This window comes from Cyanobacterium stanieri LEGE 03274, assembly GCF_015207825.1.
Lineage (GTDB): Bacteria > Cyanobacteriota > Cyanobacteriia > Cyanobacteriales > Cyanobacteriaceae > Cyanobacterium > Cyanobacterium stanieri_B.
The window spans coordinates 1-21,908 of the sequence record NZ_JADEWC010000001.1 but is presented as its reverse complement, the minus strand read 5'-3'; the positions used below and the strand labels follow the sequence as shown (position 1 = coordinate 21,908).

Here is a 21,908-nt window from a genome sequence, read left to right as displayed (position 1 = left end):
AATAATTTTAAGTAACATCAGTAAATAATTAAAGATAAACTTAAAAAGTGAAAGTAGTACGAACAGTAGATACCAATATAGGGGCATTATCAAGATTATTTTCAGGATTTATAATCATAAAAAAACCAGGAGTGATGGCAATATGATCATTAATTTTAAGACGATAAAAAACTTCTAAATGCCATGAGCCATTATCCTCCACTAATCCATAATTATTTCCTATCACCCTCAAAGGTTGCCCCCATACAAATCCTAATAAATTACCTTCTTTTCCTAAATCTTTTAGCGCCAATAACATTGCCCATGTTAGTAACTGTGCTTCGGGTTGTCTTTCTAAATCCTGAGCTTGAGCATTAATATAACCCACTCTCGCTCCAAAAGTTGTCTGGGAAGATAAATCCCATGATATTTCAGCGCCCCAGGAATCAGCCATAATCGCCCTAGAATCACCATTAAAAGGGTTGGCTGCTAAACTACTACTTGTTCCCGTGTTAACCGCATTAAATGAACGTATATAGGTTAAACTGAAGCGAAAATCATTGGAAAATTCAACCATCCCCTGTAAAGCTAAACCGTAAGGACTCTGAAAAATTCCCACATCCAAATCATCGGCTTCTGGTGCAACATAACCCCATTGTAGAAGAATATTATCATTAAGTTGATGACTAAGCCCAATGCCGGGTGCGCCCCCTTGTCGTCGGATAGGATTTTCTCGAGCAAATAAAGAAATCGCACCATCTCCACTACCGCTAAAATCCCCATTAATATTATCGAGATAGTCTCCTAAGCCTCCCCCTACAATGTTAAAGTAAATTTCGCTATGTTCACCGAGGTTGGTTTCATAATCAAGACGGCTTAATTCAATATTGCCATCGCTATTACCATCAAAGCCTAAATTAGCCATAGATGTTCCTGTTATGTCTTCAAATTCTGGAACATTGCGGGATTGAAAACGAATTCTTAGTTCATCTGAGCCGTTAAAACTATTTATAAATTCTAACCTAGTACGATGGCTAAGGGTTAGGTTTTCGGGGATTGATTGTTCTCTATTTTCTACTTGATGATTACCTTGTACTTGGGCTAGGGCAAATATAATTTCTCCTTCTAGTTTTGCGGTGTTTGAAAATGCTGTTTTTGTTAATTGATCACTTATATTTTCTAGGTTTTTTGTGCTATTTTCTAAGGTTTTTAGGTCATAATAATATATTTTTTCCAGTTGTTTTATTATATTTATATCTTCTAAAATTAGTTGCTTAGGGGCGTTTTTTAGTTGCTTTAGACAATAATTTATTTTGTTTGTAATATCATTATGGTAACTTTTTTTTGTCGGGGTATCGATGAAGTTGTTTTCTAAACAGTGATATTTATTATCAAGATATTTAATGGCATCTATTATATTCTGATTGTTTTTCATCTCCTTTAACTCAATTACTAAAGGAAGGTTATCGTTAATTGTATTATTTTCTAGTGTTTCTAGTGGGTAAAAATTTATGGGATTTGCTTTGCTAGGGAAGGAGAATAAGTTAATAAATAAGATAATTAAAAAACTCACTTTTTGCATAATAAATAATCACAATTTAAAAAAAATATGGGGGTTAATCGCTAATTGTTATTTCCATGGGGAATGATGTGGGGTTAATTGTTAGCTTAAATGTTGACGTGCTATAATTTTGGCTTGAATGCTTATTTTGGATAGATGATACATTTTGGCACAAGTAATTATTGACAATCTCTATAAGAGCTATTCTAGCTCTAGGTCAAAACTATCTAATGGTGATAATCTAGGGGTTATTGCTCCCACTTCTATTCCTGCGAATGATGAACAAAAGAAAATCCCATCGGTAAGTAATACGAATGTGTTGAGGGGGATTAATTTAGAGATTAGAGAAGGGGAATTTATGGTATTGGTGGGGCCTTCTGGTTGTGGAAAAAGTACCCTATTACGTTTAATAGCTGGGTTAGAGGAGATTAGTGCGGGGAAAATCATTATAGGCGATCGCACCGTAAATAATTTACCACCAAAATCTAGGGATATTGCCATGGTATTCCAAAATTACGCCCTTTATCCCCATCTTCGAGTTTATGATAATATTGCCTTTGGTTTAAGGCGGATGAATCCTGATAAAAAAAAGTTTTCTGCCCCAAAAATATTGGGTAATCTTAGCCGTGTGTTGCCCCCTCGTTTTCGTTTCCTCAGTGATGAAGAAAAAAGTATCCAAGCAAAAGTTTTAGAGGTAGCCCAATTATTGCAAATAGATCATCTTTTAGATAGACTACCAAAACAACTATCTGGGGGACAAAAACAACGGGTAGCCCTAGGGCGCGCCATTGCCCGAAATCCCCAAGCCTTTTTGATGGATGAGCCTCTTTCTAATTTGGATGCTAAACTAAGGACAGAAACCCGCAGCCAGATTGTTACCCTACAAAAGCAATTGCAGGTAACTACTATTTATGTTACCCATGATCAAACTGAGGCTATGACTATGGGCGATCGTATTGCTATCATGAATAATGGAGAAATTCAACAGGTAGCTACCCCCCTAGAAGTGTATCGTCAACCTGCTAATAAGTTTGTTGCTCAGTTTATTGGTTCGCCTCCCATGAATTTTTTGGAGGTGGATTTTATTAAGGAAAAATCAATGATTGTCCATGAATGTTTTAAGTTTATTTTAACTCAAAAATGGTTAGATATTCTCAGTAATTATAATTATGAAAAAATAGATGTAGGCATTAGACCAGAACATTTTTATATTTCAAACCCTGGGGAATCTTCTTTATCTTGCACCATCAATTTAATTGAATCCTTAGGCAATGAAACTCTTTTAAAGGTATTATTAAATAATGATTCTAATCAAACCTTACAAGTAAGAATATTTGGTGATAATTTATTTAATATCGGCGATAAAATTAACTTAGGAATCAACCTAGATAAAGTCAGTTTTTTTGATGCTTATCAAGGTAAAAATATCTATTTAAAATAGCAATAATAATGAGATAAAAATAACTCAATTTAAACAGTATTTGTCCATGAAAATGAAAAAGATTACTTACCAAGAAACCATTGATAAAATATGTTTATTTACTATAATTATTTGTACCATAATTATCTCGATCTTAATCATCGGTAGTCGTTTATGTCCTAATGATGTTTGTTTATTTAGAACCAATCCCCATGTAGAAAAGTTTTCCTGGGGCGATCGCACTGTAAATGCCAATGATAACGCCTTTATTTTAGACTTTGATCGTCCTGTATCTCAAGAAAGTGTAGAAGATAATTTAGAAATTGAACCCCCCCTACCCGGAAGAATTAGCTGGGCAGGAAAAAGATTAGTCTATACTTTAAATAACGTAATTCCCTACGGTAGAAATTATCGTTTATCCCTCAAAAGTGCGAGGGAAAAATTTAGAGGAAAAGAAGAATTAGGAGCAGAAATAGAACCTTTTATCGGACAATTTCAGAGTAGAGACAAAGCCTTTGCCTATGTAGGTAGTCAAGGGGAAGAAGCAGGAAGATTGATACTCAACAATACCACCAAAGAAAACCAAACAATCCTAACCCCTGCAAATCTAGTGGTTAGCGACTTTAAATTTAGCCCTAACACCGAAAAAATAATTTTTTCTGCCTCCGAGAAAGAAACTAATCAAGAAGGGGTAAGAGATTTATCCATCTATGAAGTAACTACAGGATTATCCAATGATAGTACAACCAAAATTCCAGGGCAACTAAAAACCATTCTCGGGCAAGACGAATACCTAAACAATCGTTTTGACTTAGCAGGGGAAAATGGAGATATTATTATTGTGCAACGAATACGCAAAGATGATCCCACCGACTTTGATTTATGGAAAATAGAAGAAGGTAAAATTCCCCAAGCACTCAATGCCGATGGTGGCAACTTCATCATAACCCCCGACAAAAGTGCGATCGCCATTGCCCAAGGAGAAGGAATTTCCATCATACCACTACAAAAACAAGAACAAGAACAAGAAAACGACTCCCTTAACTTTCTTCCTCAATATGGACAAGTATTAACCTTCACCAGAGACGGCACAGGGGCAGCCATGGTAAACTTTAACACCGATAACCCTGATTTACGCTATACCCGCTCACTATTTTACGTTAATAATCAAGGACTAGAGAAAGAATTAGTCACCATCGAAGGCTCAATTGTTGACTGTAAATTTTCCCCCAATGGAAATAACCTTTTCTGTCTCCTTACCGAATTAATGGAAACTGAAAATCAATTTCAAGAAAAGCCCTACTTTGTCGGCATCGACATCGAATCCCAAAAAGTGATACCCCTTCTTGCCCTTCCCCATTATCAAGACATCAAAATAAGTATATCTCCCGATGGTTCAGGAATTTTATTTGATCAACTCGTTACCGAAAGTAACCTAAGAGAAAACACCCCCATTGAAAATATGCCCGCCCAAGAATTATTCAGCGACTCAGCAGAATTAATCCTAGATAGTCGTCTTTGGATATTAAATCTACCTAGCCCTGAATCTCCCCAAGCATCTCTCCAAGAATTACCCATTGCAGGTTTTAAACCCCAATGGAGTCCATAAATAGCATCCATCTAGTCAAAGAGGCGATCGCCCATACTACAATCCATAAAACCTTCCCATATAAAAGTTTATGTCCATGGAGGTATCACTTTTGTCACAATGGTAAAAGTTTAAAAGGCGATCGCACATTTTTTATGCAGAAACTAAAACCTTTCCTTTTTTGGCAGTTTTTTCCCGTAAGGCAACCAAAAGAGAATCAACGTTAATTTTGGCATCACCAAAGAGCATTTTAGTATTTTCTTTATAGAATAAAGGATTATCGACCCCTGCGTAACCTGTGGCTAAACTCCGTTTCATAACTACGCAATTTTGGGCTTTCCAGACTTCTAATACGGGCATACCTGCGATCGCACTTTGAGGGTCTTCCAATGCGCTAGGATTAACAGTATCATTAGCCCCAATCACTAATACCAAATCAGTTTGGGGAAAATCCTCGTTAATTTCATCCATTTCCAAAACCATGTCATAGGGTACATTTGCTTCTGCTAATAATACATTCATATGCCCGGGTAAACGCCCTGCCACGGGATGAATACCAAAACGCACATTTACCTTACGACTTTTCAAAATCTTAGTAATTTCCGAAACCCCATGCTGGGCTTGGGCAACAGCCATACCATAGCCGGGGGTGATAATGACGCTTTTGGCTTCTACTAACATATCAGCCACTTCATCGATGTTGGTGGCTACCGCTTCTCCTACCTCTTGTTTTTCACCAGAGGCAGTGTTTTTGTTGCTACCTTCCCCAAAACCACCGAGAATCACACTAATGAATGAGCGATTCATGGCTTTACACATAATGTAACTGAGGATGGCGCCACTACTACCCACCAAAGCCCCTGTGATAATTAACAAGTCATTATTGAGCATAAAACCTGCCGCAGCGGCTGCCCATCCAGAATAACTGTTGAGCATGGAAATAACTACGGGCATATCTGCGCCCCCAATTCCTGCCACAAGGTGAATACCCAATAAACAAGCAATCCCAGTCATGATGAGGAGGGGTTGTAATCCTGTTTCTGTATTCAGGAAGTTATAACCAAGGTAAACCGTAGCCCCTAACATACCTAAATTGAGAAAGTGTCGGGCTGGTAACATAAGGGGTTTTGAGCTAATGATGGCGCGTAATTTACCAAAGGCGATAATTGAGCCTGTGAAGGTGACGGCGCCGATGAATACCCCTACATAGATTTCGATTTGATGGATAAATTCTTCGGCAGGGAGTAACCCTGTTTCGGGTTGTAGATAGTTGCCGATACCTACCAATACAGCGGCTAAACCCACAAAACTATGGAGGATTGCCACTAATTCAGGCATGGATGTCATGGCTACCCGTGAAGCTAATACTGCACCGATGATGACGGCGGGAATGATAGCGCCAATTAAAAGGCTATAGTTGCTTACCTGTTGGCTGAATGCAGTAGCAATAAATGCGATCGCCATTCCAGCGATACCATATATATTACCTTTTCTGGCGGTTTCTTGTCGGGATAATCCCGCTAGGCTGAGGATAAACAAAGCGCTGGCGCCAATATAGGCAACTGTGATTAAATTCGAGTTCATATTTTTACAATGTATTTTGTGTAATAGTAGTTTGTAGTAATGGCTTTAGCCATTCATTACTCCCTAGTGATAATCAAAATTTTTACCCATTAAGCAAATCTGTAAGCATATCTTCTATAACTGGCTTTAAAGAAGGTAAATCATTCTTAATGGTGTTCCAAATAACTAGCAAATTAACCCCAAAATATTCATGGACAATTAAATTACGCATTCCCCTAACATTTTTCCAAGGAATTTGAGGATACTTATTTTGTAAATCTACAGGTATTTTGTTACTAGCTTCGCCAATAATTTGGATAGCATATATTACGGCAAATTTAGTCTTTTCATCCCTACTAAAAGAATTAAAATCATACCCCTTGGTAAACATTTCAATACTATTTATGGCATTGAGAATATCAAGTATATAATCTTTTAATTCTCTTTTCATAGATAAATAACCTCATCCAAAATATATTTACCGATGTAGGATTTAAGAGAATCTTTCATGACTAAATCTACTTTTTTACCCAGTTTTTCACTCAACAAATTTTGTAACTCACAATATTTAAACAAACCAATATTATGATCAGAATGGAACTTAACGAGAATATCAATATCACTGTCTTCTGTTTCTTCTCCCCTTACATAAGAGCCAAATAAACCTAGTTCTTCAATTTGATATTTATCTCCTATTTCCTTTTTTATTTCCCTAATTTTTGCCTGTAAATGAGTTAATTTCTCTGTTGAATGAACCATTATCAATTGTCAATTCGTTGAAACATTTTGAGCATTCTTTGAGTCACTAAAAATCCGCCACAAATATTAATCGTACCCACCAAAATGGCGATCGCCCCTAGAATGGTAGTAGGAGAAGAAATATCTCCAGAAATTTGCAACATACCACCGATGATAATGATGCCACTGATGGCATTAGTAACACTCATCAAAGGAGTATGTAAAGCAGGGACAACATTCCAAATCACCTGCCAACCCACAAAACAAGCCAAAATAAACACAGTAAAATGGGATAGGAAAGACGTTGGCGCCCCAATACCAATACCAATTAAAGAGGCAATTCCCAATATCAACCACACTAAACCACTAATCCCCTTTTTCGATTGCTTTTCAGCAGAAGACACAACTTTAGTTTCGGGTTTAACAGGGGTGGTAGGGGAAGGTTGGGCAATTTTTGGAGGAGGAAAAGTAACATCCCCTTGATGGGTAACCAATGCCCCCCTAATAACTTCATCCTCAAGGTTAACGGTAAATTGATCGTTACCTCCCATATCCTTGAGCAAATGCCATAAATTAGTGCCATATAATTGGCTAGATTGACTCGCCATGCGACTAGGTAAATCCGTTAAACCGACAATGGTTACCCCATGATATTGATACACCTCATCGGGTTTTGTCACCTCACAATTTCCACCCTGCCCGGCAGCCAAATCCACAATTACCGAACCTTGGCGCATGGTTTTAACCATTTCCTCGGTAATCAACTTGGGGGCAGGTTTCCCTGGAATAAGGGCGGTGGTAATAATTATATCCACTTCCTCCGCTTGTTCGGCAAATAAAGCCATTTCCGCATCAATAAATTCCTTGCTCATGGTTTTGGCGTAACCCCCTTCCCCAGAGCCATCCTCGGCAAATTCTAGCTCCAAAAATTCTCCCCCAAGGCTTTCGATTTGCTCTTTTACCACCAAGCGAGTATCAAACGCCCGAACTATTGCCCCAAGGCTTTTGGCGGCCCCAATGGCGGCTAACCCTGCTACCCCTGCACCAATTACCAATACTTTGGCGGGGGGAACTTTTCCGGCGGCGGTGATTTGCCCAGTGAAAAATCTACCGAAATTGTTGGCGGCTTCGATGACGGCACGATAACCAGCGATGTTTGCCATACTAGAAAGGGCATCTAATTTCTGCGCCCTGCTAATGCGTGGCACTGCATCCATGGCGAATACGGTGGCTTTTTTCTGCGCCAGTTGTGCCAGTAAATCGGGATTTTGGGCAGGGTAAATGAAGCTAATAAGGGTTTTATCTTCGGTTAATAATTCTACTTCTTGGGCTTCGGGAGGACGTACTTTGAGGATTATATCTCCCTCTTGCCACAGTTGTTCCCTATTTTCAATGATTTTACACCCTACAGAGGTATAAAGGCGATCATCAAAATTGGCTCTTTCCCCTGCCCCTGTTTCTACTAACACTTCAAAACCGAGTTTTTGCAATTTCTGGACAGTGTCGGGAGTGGCTGAAACTCGACATTCATTCGGATAAATTTCTCTGGGAATGGCTATCTTCAAAGAAGTTTTTTTATTCTCAACTTCTTTGTCTTTTACTAATGTTGCTGTCATGTGTACTCCCAAATAAGTCGTTAATTTGCATCTTATGGCAGTTTTTCCATTTTGGCGGTGAATTTAAACTTATCTTAGGAATCTCAAGGGATTAGGTTAAGTTTTTTGAAGTTTGATTATTAAAGTTCTAATTGTAAAATAGGAAAATGAAACCACACCCCATAAATAAAAAGATATGACTTTAAAGCAATTATTAGAAAGTCAAAAAATTATACATTCAGATCCTGAAATCATGAGTGGTACACCAGTTTTTATTGGTACTCGTGTACCTTTGCAAACATTATTTGACTATATGCAAGAAGAGGGGGGATTAATAGAATTCTTAGATGATTTTCCATACTTAAAAACTCAAACTATGAAAGTTTTGGAATGTATCACTAGGTTAATGATTGAAAAAGAGCTTTGTGCTTAATGATTATATTATTGGACGAAAATCTTTTAAGTAAAAAATTAAAACAACCATTTCTTAATCAAGGTTATGAAGTTTATAACATCAATGATATGGGATGGCGTGGCTTAAAAGATAAGGAGATTATTAATTTAGCAGAAAATCACCCTTTTGATGTTTTTATCACCGCCGATAAAAATTTACCGTATCAGCAAAATTTAAGTAATAGCTCTTTGAAAGTGATTGTTTTAAATACAAGTAGCACTAATCCTAAGCATATATTACCTTTGATACAAAAAGTTAGTGGATTAATTAATGATGTTGCTTTAGGAGTCGTTTTGATTGATGATACGGAAAATATAACTAAATTTGAATTTCAGTAGGGCGAAAAGCTCCTCACAATAAAATACTAAAACACTACTAAGATTTGACTGAACCTGCCAACAAACCTCGGACAAAGTATTTCTGAAGGGCAAAGAATACCAGTAAAGGAATAATCATACTGATAAATGCCCCAGCGGTGAGAATGTGCCAGTCTTGACCACGAGAGCCTATCATATTGCTTAATTGGATGGTAACGGGGGCAACATCGGGAGTACCTCCCAGATAGACGAGGGCAACTAATAAATCATTCCATACCCAGAGGAATTGGAATACGGCAAAAGAGGCGATCGCAGGGGTTGAAAGAGGTACAATAATCTTGGTAAAAATTTTCAAATGGGATGCACCATCCACCGCCGCCGCTTCAATTAAATCCTTAGGCAATGCACCGATATAGTTTCTCAGTAGATATATACCCAAGGGCATTCCATAGGCTGTGTGGGCTAACCATACCCCCAGAAAAGAGCCTGAGATGCCAAATACTCGATAGGCGTTGAGAATGGGAATTAGGGTCATTTGTAGAGGTACTACCAATAAGGCAACGACGATAATAAACAGGAGTTGTCGCCCAGGAAATTTCATCCAAGCGAAGGCATAGGCGGCAAAACAGGCGATCGCAATGGGGATGATAGTAGCGGGGATAGAGATGGTTAAACTATTCAAAAAAGCATCTCCCATACCCTCAGCGGTTAGTACAGTAATATAGTTCCCCAAATGATACTGAGTAAAGTCGAAGGGATGTTGGAATACTGTCCACCAACCAGTCCTCAATAGGTCATCTTGATAGCGAAAAGAGCTAATTAATAAACCAATACTGGGTAATGTCCAAATAAGGGAAATTACTACTAGGGTAATATGAACGGGAGTTTTTTCCCAAAATTTCTGCATTTTGTTTTTTTTCTTTCTTCTTTTCATGATAGCTAATATTTAGGTGTTACTACATAGGGAACGGGGAACGGGGAATAGTGTTTTTTGAGGGAAGGCAATGGGGAATAGGCAATGGGCAATGGTGTTTTTACTAGGGAATAGGCAATGGGCAATAGCTTGGAGATGGGGTGATGAGGAGATGGGGTGTGGAAAATCAAGACTAAGAAAGTAAATTGAAAATCTCTTGTCTTTTACAACCTGCAACCTGACACCTGACACCTGCAACCTTCATTATGTGAATTGTCAATTGTCCATTGTCCATTAATTATCTGAGCCTTTCTTGTTCTTTAAATCGTTTAATATTCGTTACCATCACGGGAATAATGGCAAGTAAAAGAATAACGGCGATCGCACTGCCAACCCCCACATTACGATAGTTATAGGTTTCTTTGATCATGCGACTAGCGATTACCTCCGTGCCTTGGTTGCCCCCTGTCATCACAAAAACGATGTCAAATACCTTCAACACCAAAATAACCACCGTAGTAGCTACCACCGTAATAGTAGAACTAATCATAGGTACAATGATTTTCCAAAAAATCTGCCATTCATTGGCACCATCCATTTTTGCCGCCTCGATGACATCTTTAGGGATACCCTTTACCGCCGCTGATAAAATTACTAAGGCAAACCCCGTTTGTAACCAAATCATAATGGCGATGAGGGCGAAATTATTAACACTTTGCTCCACTAGCCATCCCACAGGCTCAAATCCTAGGGAAGTGATGATAGCATTTAATAAACCAATTTGGGCTTCATCGGCGGGGCGATAAGCATAGATAAAACGCCAAATCACACTCGCCCCCACGAAAGAGATAGCCATGGGTAAAAAGATTAATGCCTTAGTCCATTTTTCGTACCTGACTTTATCCATCAATACCGCCAACACCAAACCCAAGGCAACACTAACCCCCGTTACCAATACCAACCAAAGAATATTATTGCGAAAGGCAATTAACATTGTTCTATCGGTAAAGGAAAAGATGTAGTTGTCCAAGAAAACGAAATTTTCTGACCTGCGATCAAAAAAGCTCAGATAAAAAGTATTGATGGTGGGTAATACCAAAAAGCCTCCCAATACTAAAATAGCAGGGGCTAGATATACCCATGGCAGTACGGGCGATCGCCACTTTTGTGGTAATAAATTGACCGCATAATTAAGGGCATAAAATATGGCAATAACCCCCCCACAACCGAGGAGGATTGCGACAATAACAGTGAATAATCGTTGTAGCATAAGTAATTATAAATAAAATTTTTGGTTAAGGTAGGGAACAGGGAATGGGGAACGGGGAACAGGAAAAATTTAAGCAGGAGGTAGGGAACAGGGAATATTTAAGATAGTTTTTTTATGAGAGTAATAATCATTCGATTTTCGTACTCCAACTCATTGATCAAAAGTTCTATATCGGAAGAATCACATAAACCCACTGCCTTAGCCAGAAGTAGATGAGTCTGTAATTCATTGACAGAACCTTGTGCAATACTCAAAAAACGCCTATATTCTCCCGTTGTTCTTCTTCCATATCCCTCTGCAATGTTTGCAGGGATAGAAGATGCAGATCTTCTAATTTGTTGAACCATGCCATATAGCTCATCTTGAGGAAATTTTTTGGTGAGAAAATAACATTCTTTGGCAATATCCATGCCTTTTTGCCAAATCCTTAAGTCTTTAAAATCAGTAATTTCCTTCATCAACTTACCCTCTTTAAATAAAATACTGTTCCCTATTCCCTGTTCCCCGTTCCCTCTTTTTAAATTTCAGGAAAACTATTCTCGATATAATCCAAAACCCCATCCAAATCAGCGCCCCCTAGATAGTCCACCATTCCAGTCCAAAAAGTACCCGTACCCACGGCACCGGGCATCATATCCGAACCATCAAAACGCACTACATCGGCAGACTGCAAAATCTCCGCCACTTGACGGGTAAGTTCATCAGGATAGACATCTAGGCTAACCTGTCTCTGAGGACTAATAAAACCTCCTAACCCTGCCCATATCTCATGGGGAACTTTAGAGGCTAAATACTCCATCAACTGCCTTGCTTCGGGGGTATCATTAAACATGGCAAAGGCATCTCCCGCGACTAGGATGGGTTGCCCCTGTTCGGGCTCGATGGGGGGTAAGGGAAAAATCGCCACATCCTCCCCCAAGGTGACATCATCGGGGAAAAAAGAGGCGATAAAGTTTGCCTGACGATGGAGATAACAACGGGGTGGTTGTTCAAACATAGGGTTAATGGAATCACCAAAAGGGGTACTAAGTACGCCAATTCTTCCTCCCCTGACATATTCTTCGTTGAGGGCAATTTCTCCGAATTTTTCAAAGGCTTCTTCCACCCTAGGATCATTAAATGGTATTTCATTATCTACCCATTGATCGTAATTTTCAGCACCAATATTGCGTAATAAAATATCTTCTACCCAGTCAGTGCCAACCCACCCTGTGGCATCACCACTTTCAATACCTAAACACCATGGTCTTTTGCCTTCGGCTACGATTTGATCGGAAAGGGTAATCATTTCTTCCCATGTTTCGGGGATAGTGTAACCATTTTCGGCAAAACTGCTCGGGGGATACCAGACTAAACTTTTAACTGAAGCTCGATACCATAAACCATATACATTTCCATCTACTTCTCCTAAGCCTACCCAATCTTCTCCGTAGGCATCAATTAAATTTTCTAAGGACATGAAAGTTTCGAGGGGGATTAATTCTCCTTCTCTGGCAAAGTCTCTCATTAGTCCAGGTTGGGGAAACATGGCGATGTCTGGGGGATTACCTCCATCTACTCGGATGGGGAGGAGGGTGGCGAAAGCGTCTGTTCCTTCGTAAACTACGTTAATACCTGTTTCCTGCTCAAAGGGTTCTAGGGCTTGTTCTAGTTTTTCCTGTTGTTCGCCGATGATTACTCCCATTAGTCTTACTTCTGGAGGTTCATCATCCCCGTTTACGGTACAGGCCACGGTTAGGCAGATTAAACTGAGAAAAATAATTATTTTCTGAGTTATTTTCGAGATTTTCATAACATTTTTGGATAGTGTTTGGATCCTCCCTATCCCCCCGCGAATTCGGGGGGGAGTGAATTAAAAGTTTTTCAATTAATTTATAAAATAATTTTTGAAAAAATATATTAGGGATTGTTTAATATCGGTAGAAAATATTTTGAACTACAATTAATTGTCAATTGTCCATTGTCAATTGTTAATTGTTACAAAGTGATATTAACCTCAGTTTCGGTGTCAAATAAGTGAATATGACTCATATCAAAAGTGAGATTAATTTTATCTCCTGCTTTTAGGGGCGATCGTGGATCAACCCTTGCCACAAATTCTTCACCACCCACAGTATTAAGATAAAGGATGATTTCATTACCCATCATTTCCCTTAGTGTAACTTCAGCTTGGACGGGAATGGGCATAATATCGGCTACCTCATATTGGGGATCGTGGATATTTTCGGGGCGAATACCGAAGATATATTCTTTTTGAGGATATTGTTCATACTTTGCTGTCAAAGATTGAGGGATAGGCAGGGAAAAGTCTTCATTTTCTAAAAATAATTGAGCCTCTTTTCTAATTAAATTTACCTTAAAAAAATTCATCGCCGGACTACCAATAAATCCAGCGACAAACACATTTTGAGGATAATTGTAAAGATTTTCGGGGCTGTCTATCTGTTGGAGAATACCATGATTCATCACCGCAATTCTCGTTCCCATGGTCATGGCTTCTACTTGATCATGGGTTACATAAACAAAGGTGGTTTGGAGTTTTGCATGGAGTTTACAGATTTCTGTCCTTGCTTGAACCCTCAATTTTGCATCGAGGTTCGATAGGGGTTCATCCATCAAAAATACTGATGGTTCACGGACGATCGCCCTTCCCACTGCCACCCTCTGCCTTTGTCCTCCAGAAAGCTCTTTGGGCTTACGTTCTAGCAAATGGGCAATACCCAATTGATCGGCTGCGGTTTCTACCCTACGGCGGATGGCACTTTTACTTTTACCCTGCAATTGCAGACTAAATGCCATATTTTCATATACACTCAGATGAGGATAGAGCGCGTAGGATTGAAACACCATGGCGATGTTACGCTCTTTTGGTGGTAATTTGTTTACGATGCGATCGTCTAAATATAGATGACCTGATGTAATGGTTTCTAACCCTGCTAAAAGACGCAGAGATGTTGTTTTTCCACATCCGGAAGGCCCGACGAAGACTAAAAATTCGCCGTCATCGATGCTTAAATTTAAGTTTTTAACTGCAGTAAAATTATCAAATTGTTTACTGACATTTTCAAAAGTTATACTGGCCATACTGACTGTACATTACTACTTCTTTTTTCTACCATAGCTTGATTTTCTATTCTGTGCAAATTTTTAACTACATTGTTGTATGCTATTTTTTGCATTTTAGCTAATGGTTGAACTTCAAGAAAGTAGTCAATAAAATATACTTTTCATAATTTTATTCACGTTTTAACTGTTATAATTGTTTTGGATTAATTATTTATATTTACTTATTAGAGGATAATATGTTTTCTATTAATTCAATGGTTAAATATTTTTTATCTAATTGTGGAATTAAAGACGATATTTCATCTTGATATTGAATAACATTACAATAATTTTTTTTGTCGCCTAAATGATTTAAAACCACCATGGCAGAATCGAAATTTTCGTCTTTGGTATAGTCATTAACTGTAATAATGGCTTTTATATTGGCTCTGGTGGCCGCTACTAAGCCTTGGTTAGTATCTTCGATGGTTACACATTCATGGGGAGAAAGATTTAGTTTTTTGAGGGCTAATTGGTATATATCGGGGGCGGGTTTTTTATTTTCTACCATATCTCCTGCGGCTATAACTTCAATCCATGAAATCATTTCGGGGCTACAAGTACCATCTAGTAAAGATTTTACATTTTTTACTGCCGATGTAGAGGCGATCGCAAGGTGCACATTATTTTTATGGGCTTCTTTCATCAATCTTGCTACCCCCGTACGCAATTTAATGGTTTTATCTTGTACTAATTGGCCATAATATTGATTTTTTATTTTATGAACATTTAAGACAAACTCATCAAGGGAAGTAGGTAATTGAAAATCTGTTTGATAGTTATTTAAATAATAGGTAAAACGTTCTTTTCCTCCCCCAATTTTGAGTAATTTACCATAAAAATCTATATCCCATTGCCAAGGTAAATTAAGTTCATCAAAAGCGAGATTAAAGGCTACTCTATGACCATTTTTTTCAGTTTCGGCTATAGTACCATCAACATCGAATATAAGTGCTTTAAGTTTCATTATCTTTACAAGGAAGTTTTACTAAAAAGTGAAGTCTAAAAATAGGGAAAAATCGAGTTAGTCTAAAAAGGATTTTGCCCCCTAAATCCAGGGGGACTTTTATGGTTAATGAAAGTGTTGATTTTGATAAGGAAAAAATAAGCAAAAAAACTTAAATTTATCTAACTATCAATTCTCAATTATCCATTATCAATTATTTAACGATCGCACCGAAATCAGCTAAAATACGACTGTGATTACGTAATAAACCAAGAAGATTAAGACGATTTTGTTTGATGTTGTCATCATCCGCCATTACCAAAACGCTATTTTCACCATCAAAAAAGTTACTGATGGTAGGGGCGATTTCTACTAGGGCATTAGTTAACAAATGATAATCACTATTCGCCTTTGCTTTTTGGGAAATGGGTAATAATTTCTCTAGGGAATTGTATAATTCTTGTTCTGAATTAGACTCAAATAATTCTGTTTTAATAATATTATGGGGGTCTAATTCTGTGGTATTTAAAGTTCCTTTTTTAGCTAGTTTTGTGGAACGATTTACAGTTTCGTAAATATTTGCTAAAGTACCATTATTCCTAATTCCTTGTAAAAATAAGGCACGATTTCGTATATCTAAGACACTATTTAAAGCACGTTCTTTGTATTCTTGGTCATCTTCACCTAAGACGGCATTAACTAAATCATAGTCAATATTTAATTCATCTTGTAACAAAGTTTGAATCCGTTGTAAAAAGAAATCAGTAACAATTGGCAAAGGAGATTCTTGATTATGTCCTGCTAAAAAATCGTTACAGGCTTGTTCGATTAATTGAGTTAAATTGATGCCCAAATTACCATGCCATGCAATATTAATAATACCATTAGCCGATCTTCTCAGGGCAAAAGGATCACTAGAACCCGATGGTATCATGCCTAATCCAATTATACTAACAATGGTGTCGAGGCGATCGCCCATACCCACTACTTGTCCATTAAGGGTGTGGGGCATAATATCATCAGCATTACGGGGTAAATAATGCTCAAAAATCCCCTTAGCCACGGTTGCCGACTCCCCACTAACGAGGGCATATTTTTCCCCCATAACCCCCTGTAATTCGGGAAATTCATACACCATCTGAGTAACTAAATCAGCCTTACATAGAGAAGCTGTGCTTTCAATTTCCGCCCTTTGAGTGGCATCGAGGTTTAATTGTTCGGCAATTTGTTGACTGATGGCAATGATACGATTAACTTTATCGTGCATAGTGCCTAAGTCTTCTTGGAAAGTGACGTTTTCTAGTTGGGGGAGATAGGTTTCTAAATGCTCATCACAATCGGCTTGATAGAAGAATTGAGCATCTGCCAGTCTTGCCCTAATCACCTTGGCATTACCTGTGGCGATGATGGCGGACTTTTGGGGATCTCCGTTACCGATGGTGATAAAGTAGGGTAATAATGCACCTTTTTCGTCTTTGATGGGGAAATAACGTTGATGTGTCACCATGACGGTGGTGATTACTTCGGGGGGAAGTTGCAAAAATTCTGGTTCAAAACTACCTAAAACAGCGGTAGGATATTCCACAAGGTTGGTAACCTCGGCGAGTAAGTCGGGATAAATTTCCGCTTTACCCCCTACTTTTTGGGCTATTTCTTGAATTTGTTTTTTGATAGACTCACATCTTTCATTGACATCTACTTGCACAAAGGCTTTTTCTAGGGATTTTTTATAGTCTTTGGCTGTCTCGATGGTTATTTTTTCAGGATGTAAAATACGATGCCCAGTGGAGGTTAGCCCTGCCTTAATAGTTGTGTTACCGTTAGGTAATTGGAGGGGTAATATTTGATTATCCCAAAGTGCTACTAAATGACGAATGGGGCGAGGAAAACGCAAATCGCCATCCGCCCAACGCATAAACCTTCTACCCTCTAACCCCGTTATCCATTGCGGGATTAACTGTTGTAATATTTCTGTGCTGTTTTTCCCTACAAACTTTTTATTAACAAAGATAAAATCCCCTTTAGGAGTAGATTTGATTTCCACCTCATCCATACTTACTCCTTGCTTACGGGTAAAACCTTCTAATGCTTTGGTGGGTTGCCCATCTTTGTAGGCGGCGCTGACGGGGGGGCCTTTTATTTCTTCTTCTCTGTCGGGTTGTTTTTCGCCGATGCCTTCTATTAATACGGCTAAACGTCTAGGAGTGCCATATATATTGATTTTTTCAGGTTGTAGATATTCTGATTCTAAATGATTTTTTATTTTTTCTTGCCACTGTGCGATCGCACTGTCCACAAAACTAGCGGGTAATTCTTCTGTTCCAATTTCTAAGAGAAAATCAGGCATCTTATAACAATTTACTCATAATATTATCAATCATACAATTATATAGGGAATAGGCAATGGGCAATGGTTCAAAGAATTGATAATTAATAATTGTTTCAAGCAAATTTTAAATCATAGTAAACCCCTCCGTTTTGAGAGGGGAAATGATATATTATTCAGAAAGCCAAGGTTTCATGGTGTTTTGCCAGGAGCAAAGTTCTTCTTCTTTAAACCAAAGGCTGATTTCTCTTTGGGCAGTTTCAATGGCATCTGAGCCATGGATGAGGTTTCTACCGATATTAACTCCATAATCTCCTCTAATAGTACCAGGTTCAGCACTTAAAGGATCAGTGGCACCGATAATTTTACGGGCAGAGGCGACAACCCCTTCTCCTTCCCATACCATGGCAACCACGGGGGAAGATACGATAAATTCTACTAAGCTACCAAAGAAGGGGCGCTCTTTATGGACATCGTAATGTTTTTCGGCTAATTCTTGGGATACGGCCATTAATTTTAAGCCAACGAGGGTAAATCCTTTATTTTCTAAACGTTTGATTACTTCTCCTACGAGGTTGCGTTGTACTCCGTCGGGTTTAATCATTAAAAAAGTGCGTTCCATGGTATTCTCCTAGCAATAATTTATTTTTATTTCCTAAAAAAGATTACCTTAGATGTTGCACCTTTTGATAGGTTTTATGGATTATTTTCTGCTTAGGACTTTATCCATTTACCATTATTGTAGGGATTTTTAACCAGATTAGAGTTATAGTAGCGTAAATCCCCTGTTACTTCTCGATCTATCCATGGGGGTAGTGAGATGGTTTGATTTTCTGAGCTTAGTTCTACTTCTGCTAACAATAAGCCTTGGTTATCTCCAAAAAATTCGTCTATTTCCCAAATTAGTTCTTCGATTTTAATTTTATAACGTTTTTTTTCGATTAAGGGGCGATCGCACATAATCCTTAACATTTCTTGGGCTTCAAACAAGGGAATCGGATATTCAAACTCATATCGACTCATACCGTTTGTTTTCGTCTTGAGGGTAAGAAAACCAACATTTCCTGCAACCCTTACCCGAACGGTGCTACCATTTTGAGTGTAAATATAACCTTGTTGATAAATCACCCCCTCATCAGGAGGTTGCCAAAGCTCCTTATTAACTAAAAACTTGCGTTCAATTTCAATGGACATAATTTCTCCTTGCATATTACACTAACTTTAAGTTAATATAATAAATGGCTAAAAAACGGCGGCATAGCCAAGTGGTAAGGCAGAGGTCTGCAAAACCTTCATCCCCCAGTTCGAATCTGGGTGCCGCCTTACAATTACATTCACTTCGACTCCATGTTGTTTTTATTGCTCCACGGGCTGTAATTCTGGGGTAGGAGTAGAGCAACGACTAGGATTAACCATGGGTTGATTTGGTGTCTCCCCATCATCCATCAAATCGGAAATTTCATCGGCACTAGCATCGGTAATATCAATCACCTCTACATCTTCCCCTTCTTCTACTATATCCACTTCATCAAGAAAACGATCCACCGCTAATATAGTTCTTTCTTGAATATTCCTGGTAATAGGATTACCTCCCCTCACCCTTGCAGATATATCAAATAATTGTTCCATAACCCTTTGAGGATTTTCATTTTGAGCTAGGGTTAATAGTAAGCCATCATTTCGGCAACTAATACCTACTCCTGGGCGATTCTCTGCCACACAAATCACTGGTTGATTATTGAGACGACCACTGGTAACATAGCGTAAAGCGCCACGATCTGAAAAAGTTTGAAATCTTTTGGTAATTTCTTGACATCTTCTCACAGGAGACCATCCGCCCGGAAGTTCGTTTTTCCAGACAATCAAATCAATGCGCCCTCTGGGGGTATCAACTACGGTGGTGGGGGCATCGTTTTTCATGACGCAACGATAAAGGTTACGGTTTTGGGCTTGGGCAGGGTTATGTTGACTTAAACTACCCAGACTTAATCCTGATAATATGGCTAATGCAATGAGTTGGTTTTTCATGGGTCTATGTTTTGTTTCTATTATTAATAGTAGTAGTTAAAATAATTCGGATTAATTAATTATTCTGAGGGAGAATAAACAATGTTTTCTACTTCTTGAAATATGAGTTTTAAGGGGGTGGTTTTCCCTAGTTTAATTTCATCTCCAATGTGTATTTGTTGACGATGAATATGACCACTTTTTACTTCCTCATTGTTCAAAAAAGTACCGTTAGAACTTCCTGCATCTTCTATGTAATAGGTTTCAAAATCAATATGAATAATGAAATGAACCCTAGATACAATGTCGCTATGGGGTAAATTTGATAAATCTATATCAATGGCAAAATCTTCGTTATATCTTCCACAATAAATGGCTTTTTTATCTGGGGGAAAGATAAAAGTTTTGTCGGTATCAGGGTTAGTTAAAACAAGGGTTGTTTTATTAACAGAATTGGTCACTCTTACATCAATAATGGTTCTGGGATTAGAATCGTTTTCATCGATGGCGGTGTTTAACTCTGTGGGAATATTCCAATTAGCAACGGTGGGGATGTCATCTTCGTTTTCTTCTGATGAATTGAGGAAATCATCTTTTCCATAGGGAAAAAAGTCCTCATGGTTGTTTATTTGGGTAAGGCTTTCATCTTCTGGAAATTCCATAGATGCTTTTTCTGCCATCTTAAGGCTAAAATTACTATCAATATGGGGTCGAAGAAATTCTACATCATGACCACAAAAGGTACAAAATTTGCTATCTTGTTGGTTACTGTATCCGCATTTCGGACAAATAATGGGTATCATAAACTATTGCTTATGGAATAGGGGGAGTGGGGATATTTTTATTTTAAGAAAATTTTCGTCATATTATGTTAATTATTGTTATGGGTAAATTGTTAATTTGATTATTGAGTTTGTCTCCTTTGGTTTTGATTATCCAGTCTATTTTTCTGAGGGCAAAGGAGGTCTTATTTTTGTTAGACTCTCTGATTTCAAATCTTGTTCCTGTGGGGCGATCGCCCCTTTCGTCATTTTTGTTTGACCAGTGGGAAAAATCCGTAGGATAATGTTTAGAAATTACTTGAATTAAACTATAATTAAATTGATATTCTAGGGGTAAATCCACTAAAACTTTATTGATAGTTTCTGATTTTATAATTTTATAAAATATTTCGTTAATATCTTCTGAAGTTATTTGATTACAAGGCTTTTCAAGAATAAAGCAAGTATTTATTGTATCGTTACTGATAATATTTTGACTATTATTTATGCTAAAAATAGCTTTATCTATACTAGCAGAAATCAGGGCAGTTTTTTGATGAGTATTAATATTAAATTGAGAAAAAAGAGAGTTATTAGGAGAATAGTTAATAGATTGATGGGGGCTAGAATCTTGAATGGGTTTAATTAACTCCGATAGTTCGGGATGACGAAGTAGCCCATAATCATTGACTCTGATTTTACCATCGAGGGCCATGACGGCTCCATCATGGTTAATACCAAGGGGATTAATTTCAATCATATCTAAATCTTGGTCTATAAAAAGCCGATACATTTTATTGATAATGTTAGTAACGGCGTTGATGGTTTTGCCTTGTAAGCCCATTTTTTTGGCAAGACGACGACCATAAAAGGGTGAGTATTCGTCTTTTATGGGGCAATAAACGAGGTTGTTTAATAATTCTTCGATGTTGATTCCCCCTTGCCCTGAGCCAAATATGACGGGTTTTTTGAGTTTATAATCAAGCATGATGGCCAAAAATATCTCTTTTTGGGCGTTGTAACGGCTTTCGGCCAAAATTACTTTCGGATATTCTTTTTCGATGGCGAGGCTAAAAATAGATTGACAAGCAGCGATCGCATCTATGGTATTATTAACAAACTTTACACCTCCTAATTTAGCTCTACCACTGGCCATCACTTGGGATTTTAAGACTACGGGATAGGGAATTTGGAGATTTTTTAATTCACTGGCGCTCGATAGAGGTTGAGAAGGTAATACGGGGATACCCACTTGGTTAAATAGTTTTTTGGCTTGATATTCTAGTAAATCCATTGTATTCTTTGGTGATGACCCAATTACCAATATAACCTCTGTTCGGGATAATAATTGCAATGGTATTACTT

21 protein-coding genes and 1 tRNA gene are annotated in these 21,908 nt (G+C 38.0%); 5 read left to right on the top strand and 17 right to left on the bottom strand.

Annotation, left to right across the window (positions count from 1 at the left end):
* Window positions 1-40: 40 nt before the first annotated feature.
* Window positions 41-1,414 (bottom strand): iron uptake porin, encoded by a 1,374-nt coding sequence (locus IQ215_RS00110; protein ID WP_193799293.1) that lies wholly within the window; start codon window positions 1,412-1,414, stop codon window positions 41-43.
* A gap of 292 nt (window positions 1,415-1,706) precedes the next feature.
* On the opposite strand from IQ215_RS00110, the gene IQ215_RS00105 reads away from it, so the two are divergent.
* Both IQ215_RS00105 and IQ215_RS00100 read left to right on the top strand, forming a co-directional pair.
* Window positions 1,707-2,981 carry an ABC transporter ATP-binding protein gene (locus IQ215_RS00105; RefSeq protein WP_193799292.1) on the top strand — a complete coding sequence of 425 codons (1,275 nt, stop codon included), beginning with the start codon at window positions 1,707-1,709 and terminating at the stop codon, window positions 2,979-2,981.
* A gap of 52 nt (window positions 2,982-3,033) precedes the next feature.
* Entirely contained in the window at window positions 3,034-4,569 is a 1,536-nt protein-coding gene (locus tag IQ215_RS00100) for a hypothetical protein (protein ID WP_193799455.1), read from the top strand.
* A 132-nt stretch (window positions 4,570-4,701) separates the two neighbouring features.
* Here IQ215_RS00100 and pntB read toward each other — a convergent pair whose 3' ends face one another.
* The 4 genes from pntB to pntA form a co-directional block, all read right to left on the bottom strand.
* Complete coding sequence (gene pntB / locus IQ215_RS00095) at window positions 4,702-6,132, bottom strand: Re/Si-specific NAD(P)(+) transhydrogenase subunit beta (protein ID WP_193799291.1); 1,431 nt, start codon at window positions 6,130-6,132, stop codon at window positions 4,702-4,704.
* A gap of 82 nt (window positions 6,133-6,214) precedes the next feature.
* Window positions 6,215-6,562, bottom strand: a complete 348-nt coding sequence (locus IQ215_RS00090) for a HepT-like ribonuclease domain-containing protein (RefSeq protein WP_193799290.1) — start codon at window positions 6,560-6,562, stop codon at window positions 6,215-6,217.
* Window positions 6,559-6,870 carry a nucleotidyltransferase family protein gene (locus IQ215_RS00085; RefSeq protein WP_193799289.1) on the bottom strand — a complete coding sequence of 104 codons (312 nt, stop codon included), beginning with the start codon at window positions 6,868-6,870 and terminating at the stop codon, window positions 6,559-6,561. The genes IQ215_RS00090 and IQ215_RS00085 overlap by 4 nt, the downstream gene beginning before the upstream one ends.
* Window positions 6,871-6,872: 2 nt before the next feature.
* Window positions 6,873-8,465, bottom strand: coding sequence for a Re/Si-specific NAD(P)(+) transhydrogenase subunit alpha (gene pntA, locus IQ215_RS00080; protein ID WP_193799288.1), 1,593 nt, complete (start codon window positions 8,463-8,465; stop codon window positions 6,873-6,875).
* Between the two features lie 175 nt (window positions 8,466-8,640).
* Between pntA and IQ215_RS00075 the strand changes: the two genes are divergently transcribed.
* The gene (locus tag IQ215_RS00075; RefSeq protein ID WP_015221931.1) at window positions 8,641-8,877 is read left to right on the top strand and encodes a DUF433 domain-containing protein; all 237 of its coding nucleotides are present in this window, start codon (window positions 8,641-8,643) and stop codon (window positions 8,875-8,877) included.
* Window positions 8,877-9,236, top strand: coding sequence for a DUF5615 family PIN-like protein (locus tag IQ215_RS00070; protein ID WP_193799287.1), 360 nt, complete (start codon window positions 8,877-8,879; stop codon window positions 9,234-9,236). Before IQ215_RS00075 ends, IQ215_RS00070 begins: the two co-directional genes overlap by 1 nt.
* A gap of 37 nt (window positions 9,237-9,273) precedes the next feature.
* Here IQ215_RS00070 and IQ215_RS00065 read toward each other — a convergent pair whose 3' ends face one another.
* From IQ215_RS00065 to IQ215_RS00025, 9 genes are all read right to left on the bottom strand, one after another.
* Window positions 9,274-10,122: a carbohydrate ABC transporter permease gene (locus IQ215_RS00065; protein ID WP_206688459.1), complete on the bottom strand. Its 849-nt coding sequence runs from the start codon at window positions 10,120-10,122 to the stop codon at window positions 9,274-9,276.
* Window positions 10,123-10,426: 304 nt separating this feature from the next.
* On the bottom strand, window positions 10,427-11,398 hold the full coding sequence (locus IQ215_RS00060; protein WP_193799285.1) for a carbohydrate ABC transporter permease: 972 nt from the start codon (window positions 11,396-11,398) through the stop codon (window positions 10,427-10,429).
* Between the two features lie 98 nt (window positions 11,399-11,496).
* Complete coding sequence (locus IQ215_RS00055; RefSeq protein ID WP_193799284.1) at window positions 11,497-11,856, bottom strand: four helix bundle protein; 360 nt, start codon at window positions 11,854-11,856, stop codon at window positions 11,497-11,499.
* 59 nt (window positions 11,857-11,915) lie between these two features.
* The gene (locus IQ215_RS00050) at window positions 11,916-13,190 is read right to left on the bottom strand and encodes an ABC transporter substrate-binding protein (RefSeq protein ID WP_193799283.1); all 1,275 of its coding nucleotides are present in this window, start codon (window positions 13,188-13,190) and stop codon (window positions 11,916-11,918) included.
* Window positions 13,191-13,375: 185 nt separating this feature from the next.
* Window positions 13,376-14,482 carry an ABC transporter ATP-binding protein gene (locus IQ215_RS00045; protein WP_193799282.1) on the bottom strand — a complete coding sequence of 369 codons (1,107 nt, stop codon included), beginning with the start codon at window positions 14,480-14,482 and terminating at the stop codon, window positions 13,376-13,378.
* Window positions 14,483-14,681: 199 nt separating this feature from the next.
* A complete protein-coding gene (locus IQ215_RS00040; RefSeq protein WP_193799281.1) occupies window positions 14,682-15,470 on the bottom strand; it encodes an HAD-IA family hydrolase in 789 nt (262 codons plus the stop codon).
* A gap of 193 nt (window positions 15,471-15,663) precedes the next feature.
* On the bottom strand, window positions 15,664-17,796 hold the full coding sequence (glyS, locus tag IQ215_RS00035) for a glycine--tRNA ligase subunit beta (protein WP_193799280.1): 2,133 nt from the start codon (window positions 17,794-17,796) through the stop codon (window positions 15,664-15,666).
* A gap of 151 nt (window positions 17,797-17,947) precedes the next feature.
* On the bottom strand, window positions 17,948-18,397 hold the full coding sequence (ndk, locus tag IQ215_RS00030; protein WP_193799279.1) for a nucleoside-diphosphate kinase: 450 nt from the start codon (window positions 18,395-18,397) through the stop codon (window positions 17,948-17,950).
* 92 nt (window positions 18,398-18,489) lie between these two features.
* Window positions 18,490-18,969, bottom strand: coding sequence for a CYTH domain-containing protein (locus tag IQ215_RS00025; RefSeq protein WP_193799278.1), 480 nt, complete (start codon window positions 18,967-18,969; stop codon window positions 18,490-18,492).
* Between the two features lie 57 nt (window positions 18,970-19,026).
* On the opposite strand from IQ215_RS00025, the gene IQ215_RS00020 reads away from it, so the two are divergent.
* A tRNA-Cys gene (locus IQ215_RS00020) sits at window positions 19,027-19,098 on the top strand.
* Window positions 19,099-19,131: 33 nt separating this feature from the next.
* On the opposite strand, the gene IQ215_RS00015 is transcribed toward IQ215_RS00020, so the two are convergent.
* From IQ215_RS00015 to IQ215_RS00005, 3 genes are read right to left on the bottom strand one after another with little or no spacing between them, the layout of a single operon-like run.
* Window positions 19,132-19,803: a COP23 domain-containing protein gene (locus IQ215_RS00015; protein ID WP_193799277.1), complete on the bottom strand. Its 672-nt coding sequence runs from the start codon at window positions 19,801-19,803 to the stop codon at window positions 19,132-19,134.
* A 59-nt stretch (window positions 19,804-19,862) separates the two neighbouring features.
* The gene (locus IQ215_RS00010) at window positions 19,863-20,585 is read right to left on the bottom strand and encodes an FHA domain-containing protein (protein ID WP_193799276.1); all 723 of its coding nucleotides are present in this window, start codon (window positions 20,583-20,585) and stop codon (window positions 19,863-19,865) included.
* A 58-nt stretch (window positions 20,586-20,643) separates the two neighbouring features.
* Window positions 20,644-21,837: an ATP-grasp domain-containing protein gene (locus IQ215_RS00005; protein WP_193799275.1), complete on the bottom strand. Its 1,194-nt coding sequence runs from the start codon at window positions 21,835-21,837 to the stop codon at window positions 20,644-20,646.
* Between the last annotated feature and the right edge of the window lie 71 nt (window positions 21,838-21,908).

Excerpts from the sequence above, each read along its gene's own strand:
- IQ215_RS00070 (WP_193799287.1), top strand. The coding sequence starts at position 8,877 with ATGATTATATTATTGGACGAAAATCTTTTAAGTAAAAAATTAAAACAA.
- IQ215_RS00010 (WP_193799276.1), bottom strand. The coding sequence starts at position 20,585 with ATGATACCCATTATTTGTCCGAAATGCGGATACAGTAACCAACAAGAT.
- IQ215_RS00040 (WP_193799281.1), bottom strand. The coding sequence starts at position 15,470 with ATGAAACTTAAAGCACTTATATTCGATGTTGATGGTACTATAGCCGAA.
- IQ215_RS00060 (WP_193799285.1), bottom strand. The coding sequence starts at position 11,398 with ATGCTACAACGATTATTCACTGTTATTGTCGCAATCCTCCTCGGTTGT.
- IQ215_RS00055 (WP_193799284.1), bottom strand. The coding sequence starts at position 11,856 with ATGAAGGAAATTACTGATTTTAAAGACTTAAGGATTTGGCAAAAAGGC.
- IQ215_RS00015 (WP_193799277.1), bottom strand. The coding sequence starts at position 19,803 with ATGAAAAACCAACTCATTGCATTAGCCATATTATCAGGATTAAGTCTG.
- IQ215_RS00090 (WP_193799290.1), bottom strand. The coding sequence starts at position 6,562 with ATGAAAAGAGAATTAAAAGATTATATACTTGATATTCTCAATGCCATA.
- IQ215_RS00075 (WP_015221931.1), top strand. The coding sequence starts at position 8,641 with ATGACTTTAAAGCAATTATTAGAAAGTCAAAAAATTATACATTCAGAT.
- IQ215_RS00050 (WP_193799283.1), bottom strand. The coding sequence starts at position 13,190 with ATGAAAATCTCGAAAATAACTCAGAAAATAATTATTTTTCTCAGTTTA.
- pntA (WP_193799288.1), bottom strand. The coding sequence starts at position 8,465 with ATGACAGCAACATTAGTAAAAGACAAAGAAGTTGAGAATAAAAAAACT.
- IQ215_RS00045 (WP_193799282.1), bottom strand. The coding sequence starts at position 14,482 with ATGGCCAGTATAACTTTTGAAAATGTCAGTAAACAATTTGATAATTTT.
- pntB (WP_193799291.1), bottom strand. The coding sequence starts at position 6,132 with ATGAACTCGAATTTAATCACAGTTGCCTATATTGGCGCCAGCGCTTTG.
- IQ215_RS00025 (WP_193799278.1), bottom strand. The coding sequence starts at position 18,969 with ATGTCCATTGAAATTGAACGCAAGTTTTTAGTTAATAAGGAGCTTTGG.
- IQ215_RS00085 (WP_193799289.1), bottom strand. The coding sequence starts at position 6,870 with ATGGTTCATTCAACAGAGAAATTAACTCATTTACAGGCAAAAATTAGG.
- IQ215_RS00005 (WP_193799275.1), bottom strand. The coding sequence starts at position 21,837 with ATGGATTTACTAGAATATCAAGCCAAAAAACTATTTAACCAAGTGGGT.
- IQ215_RS00110 (WP_193799293.1), bottom strand. The coding sequence starts at position 1,414 with ATGAAAAACAATCAGAATATAATAGATGCCATTAAATATCTTGATAAT.
- IQ215_RS00100 (WP_193799455.1), top strand. The coding sequence starts at position 3,034 with ATGAAAAAGATTACTTACCAAGAAACCATTGATAAAATATGTTTATTT.
- ndk (WP_193799279.1), bottom strand. The coding sequence starts at position 18,397 with ATGGAACGCACTTTTTTAATGATTAAACCCGACGGAGTACAACGCAAC.
- glyS (WP_193799280.1), bottom strand. The coding sequence starts at position 17,796 with ATGCCTGATTTTCTCTTAGAAATTGGAACAGAAGAATTACCCGCTAGT.
- IQ215_RS00065 (WP_206688459.1), bottom strand. The coding sequence starts at position 10,122 with ATGCAGAAATTTTGGGAAAAAACTCCCGTTCATATTACCCTAGTAGTA.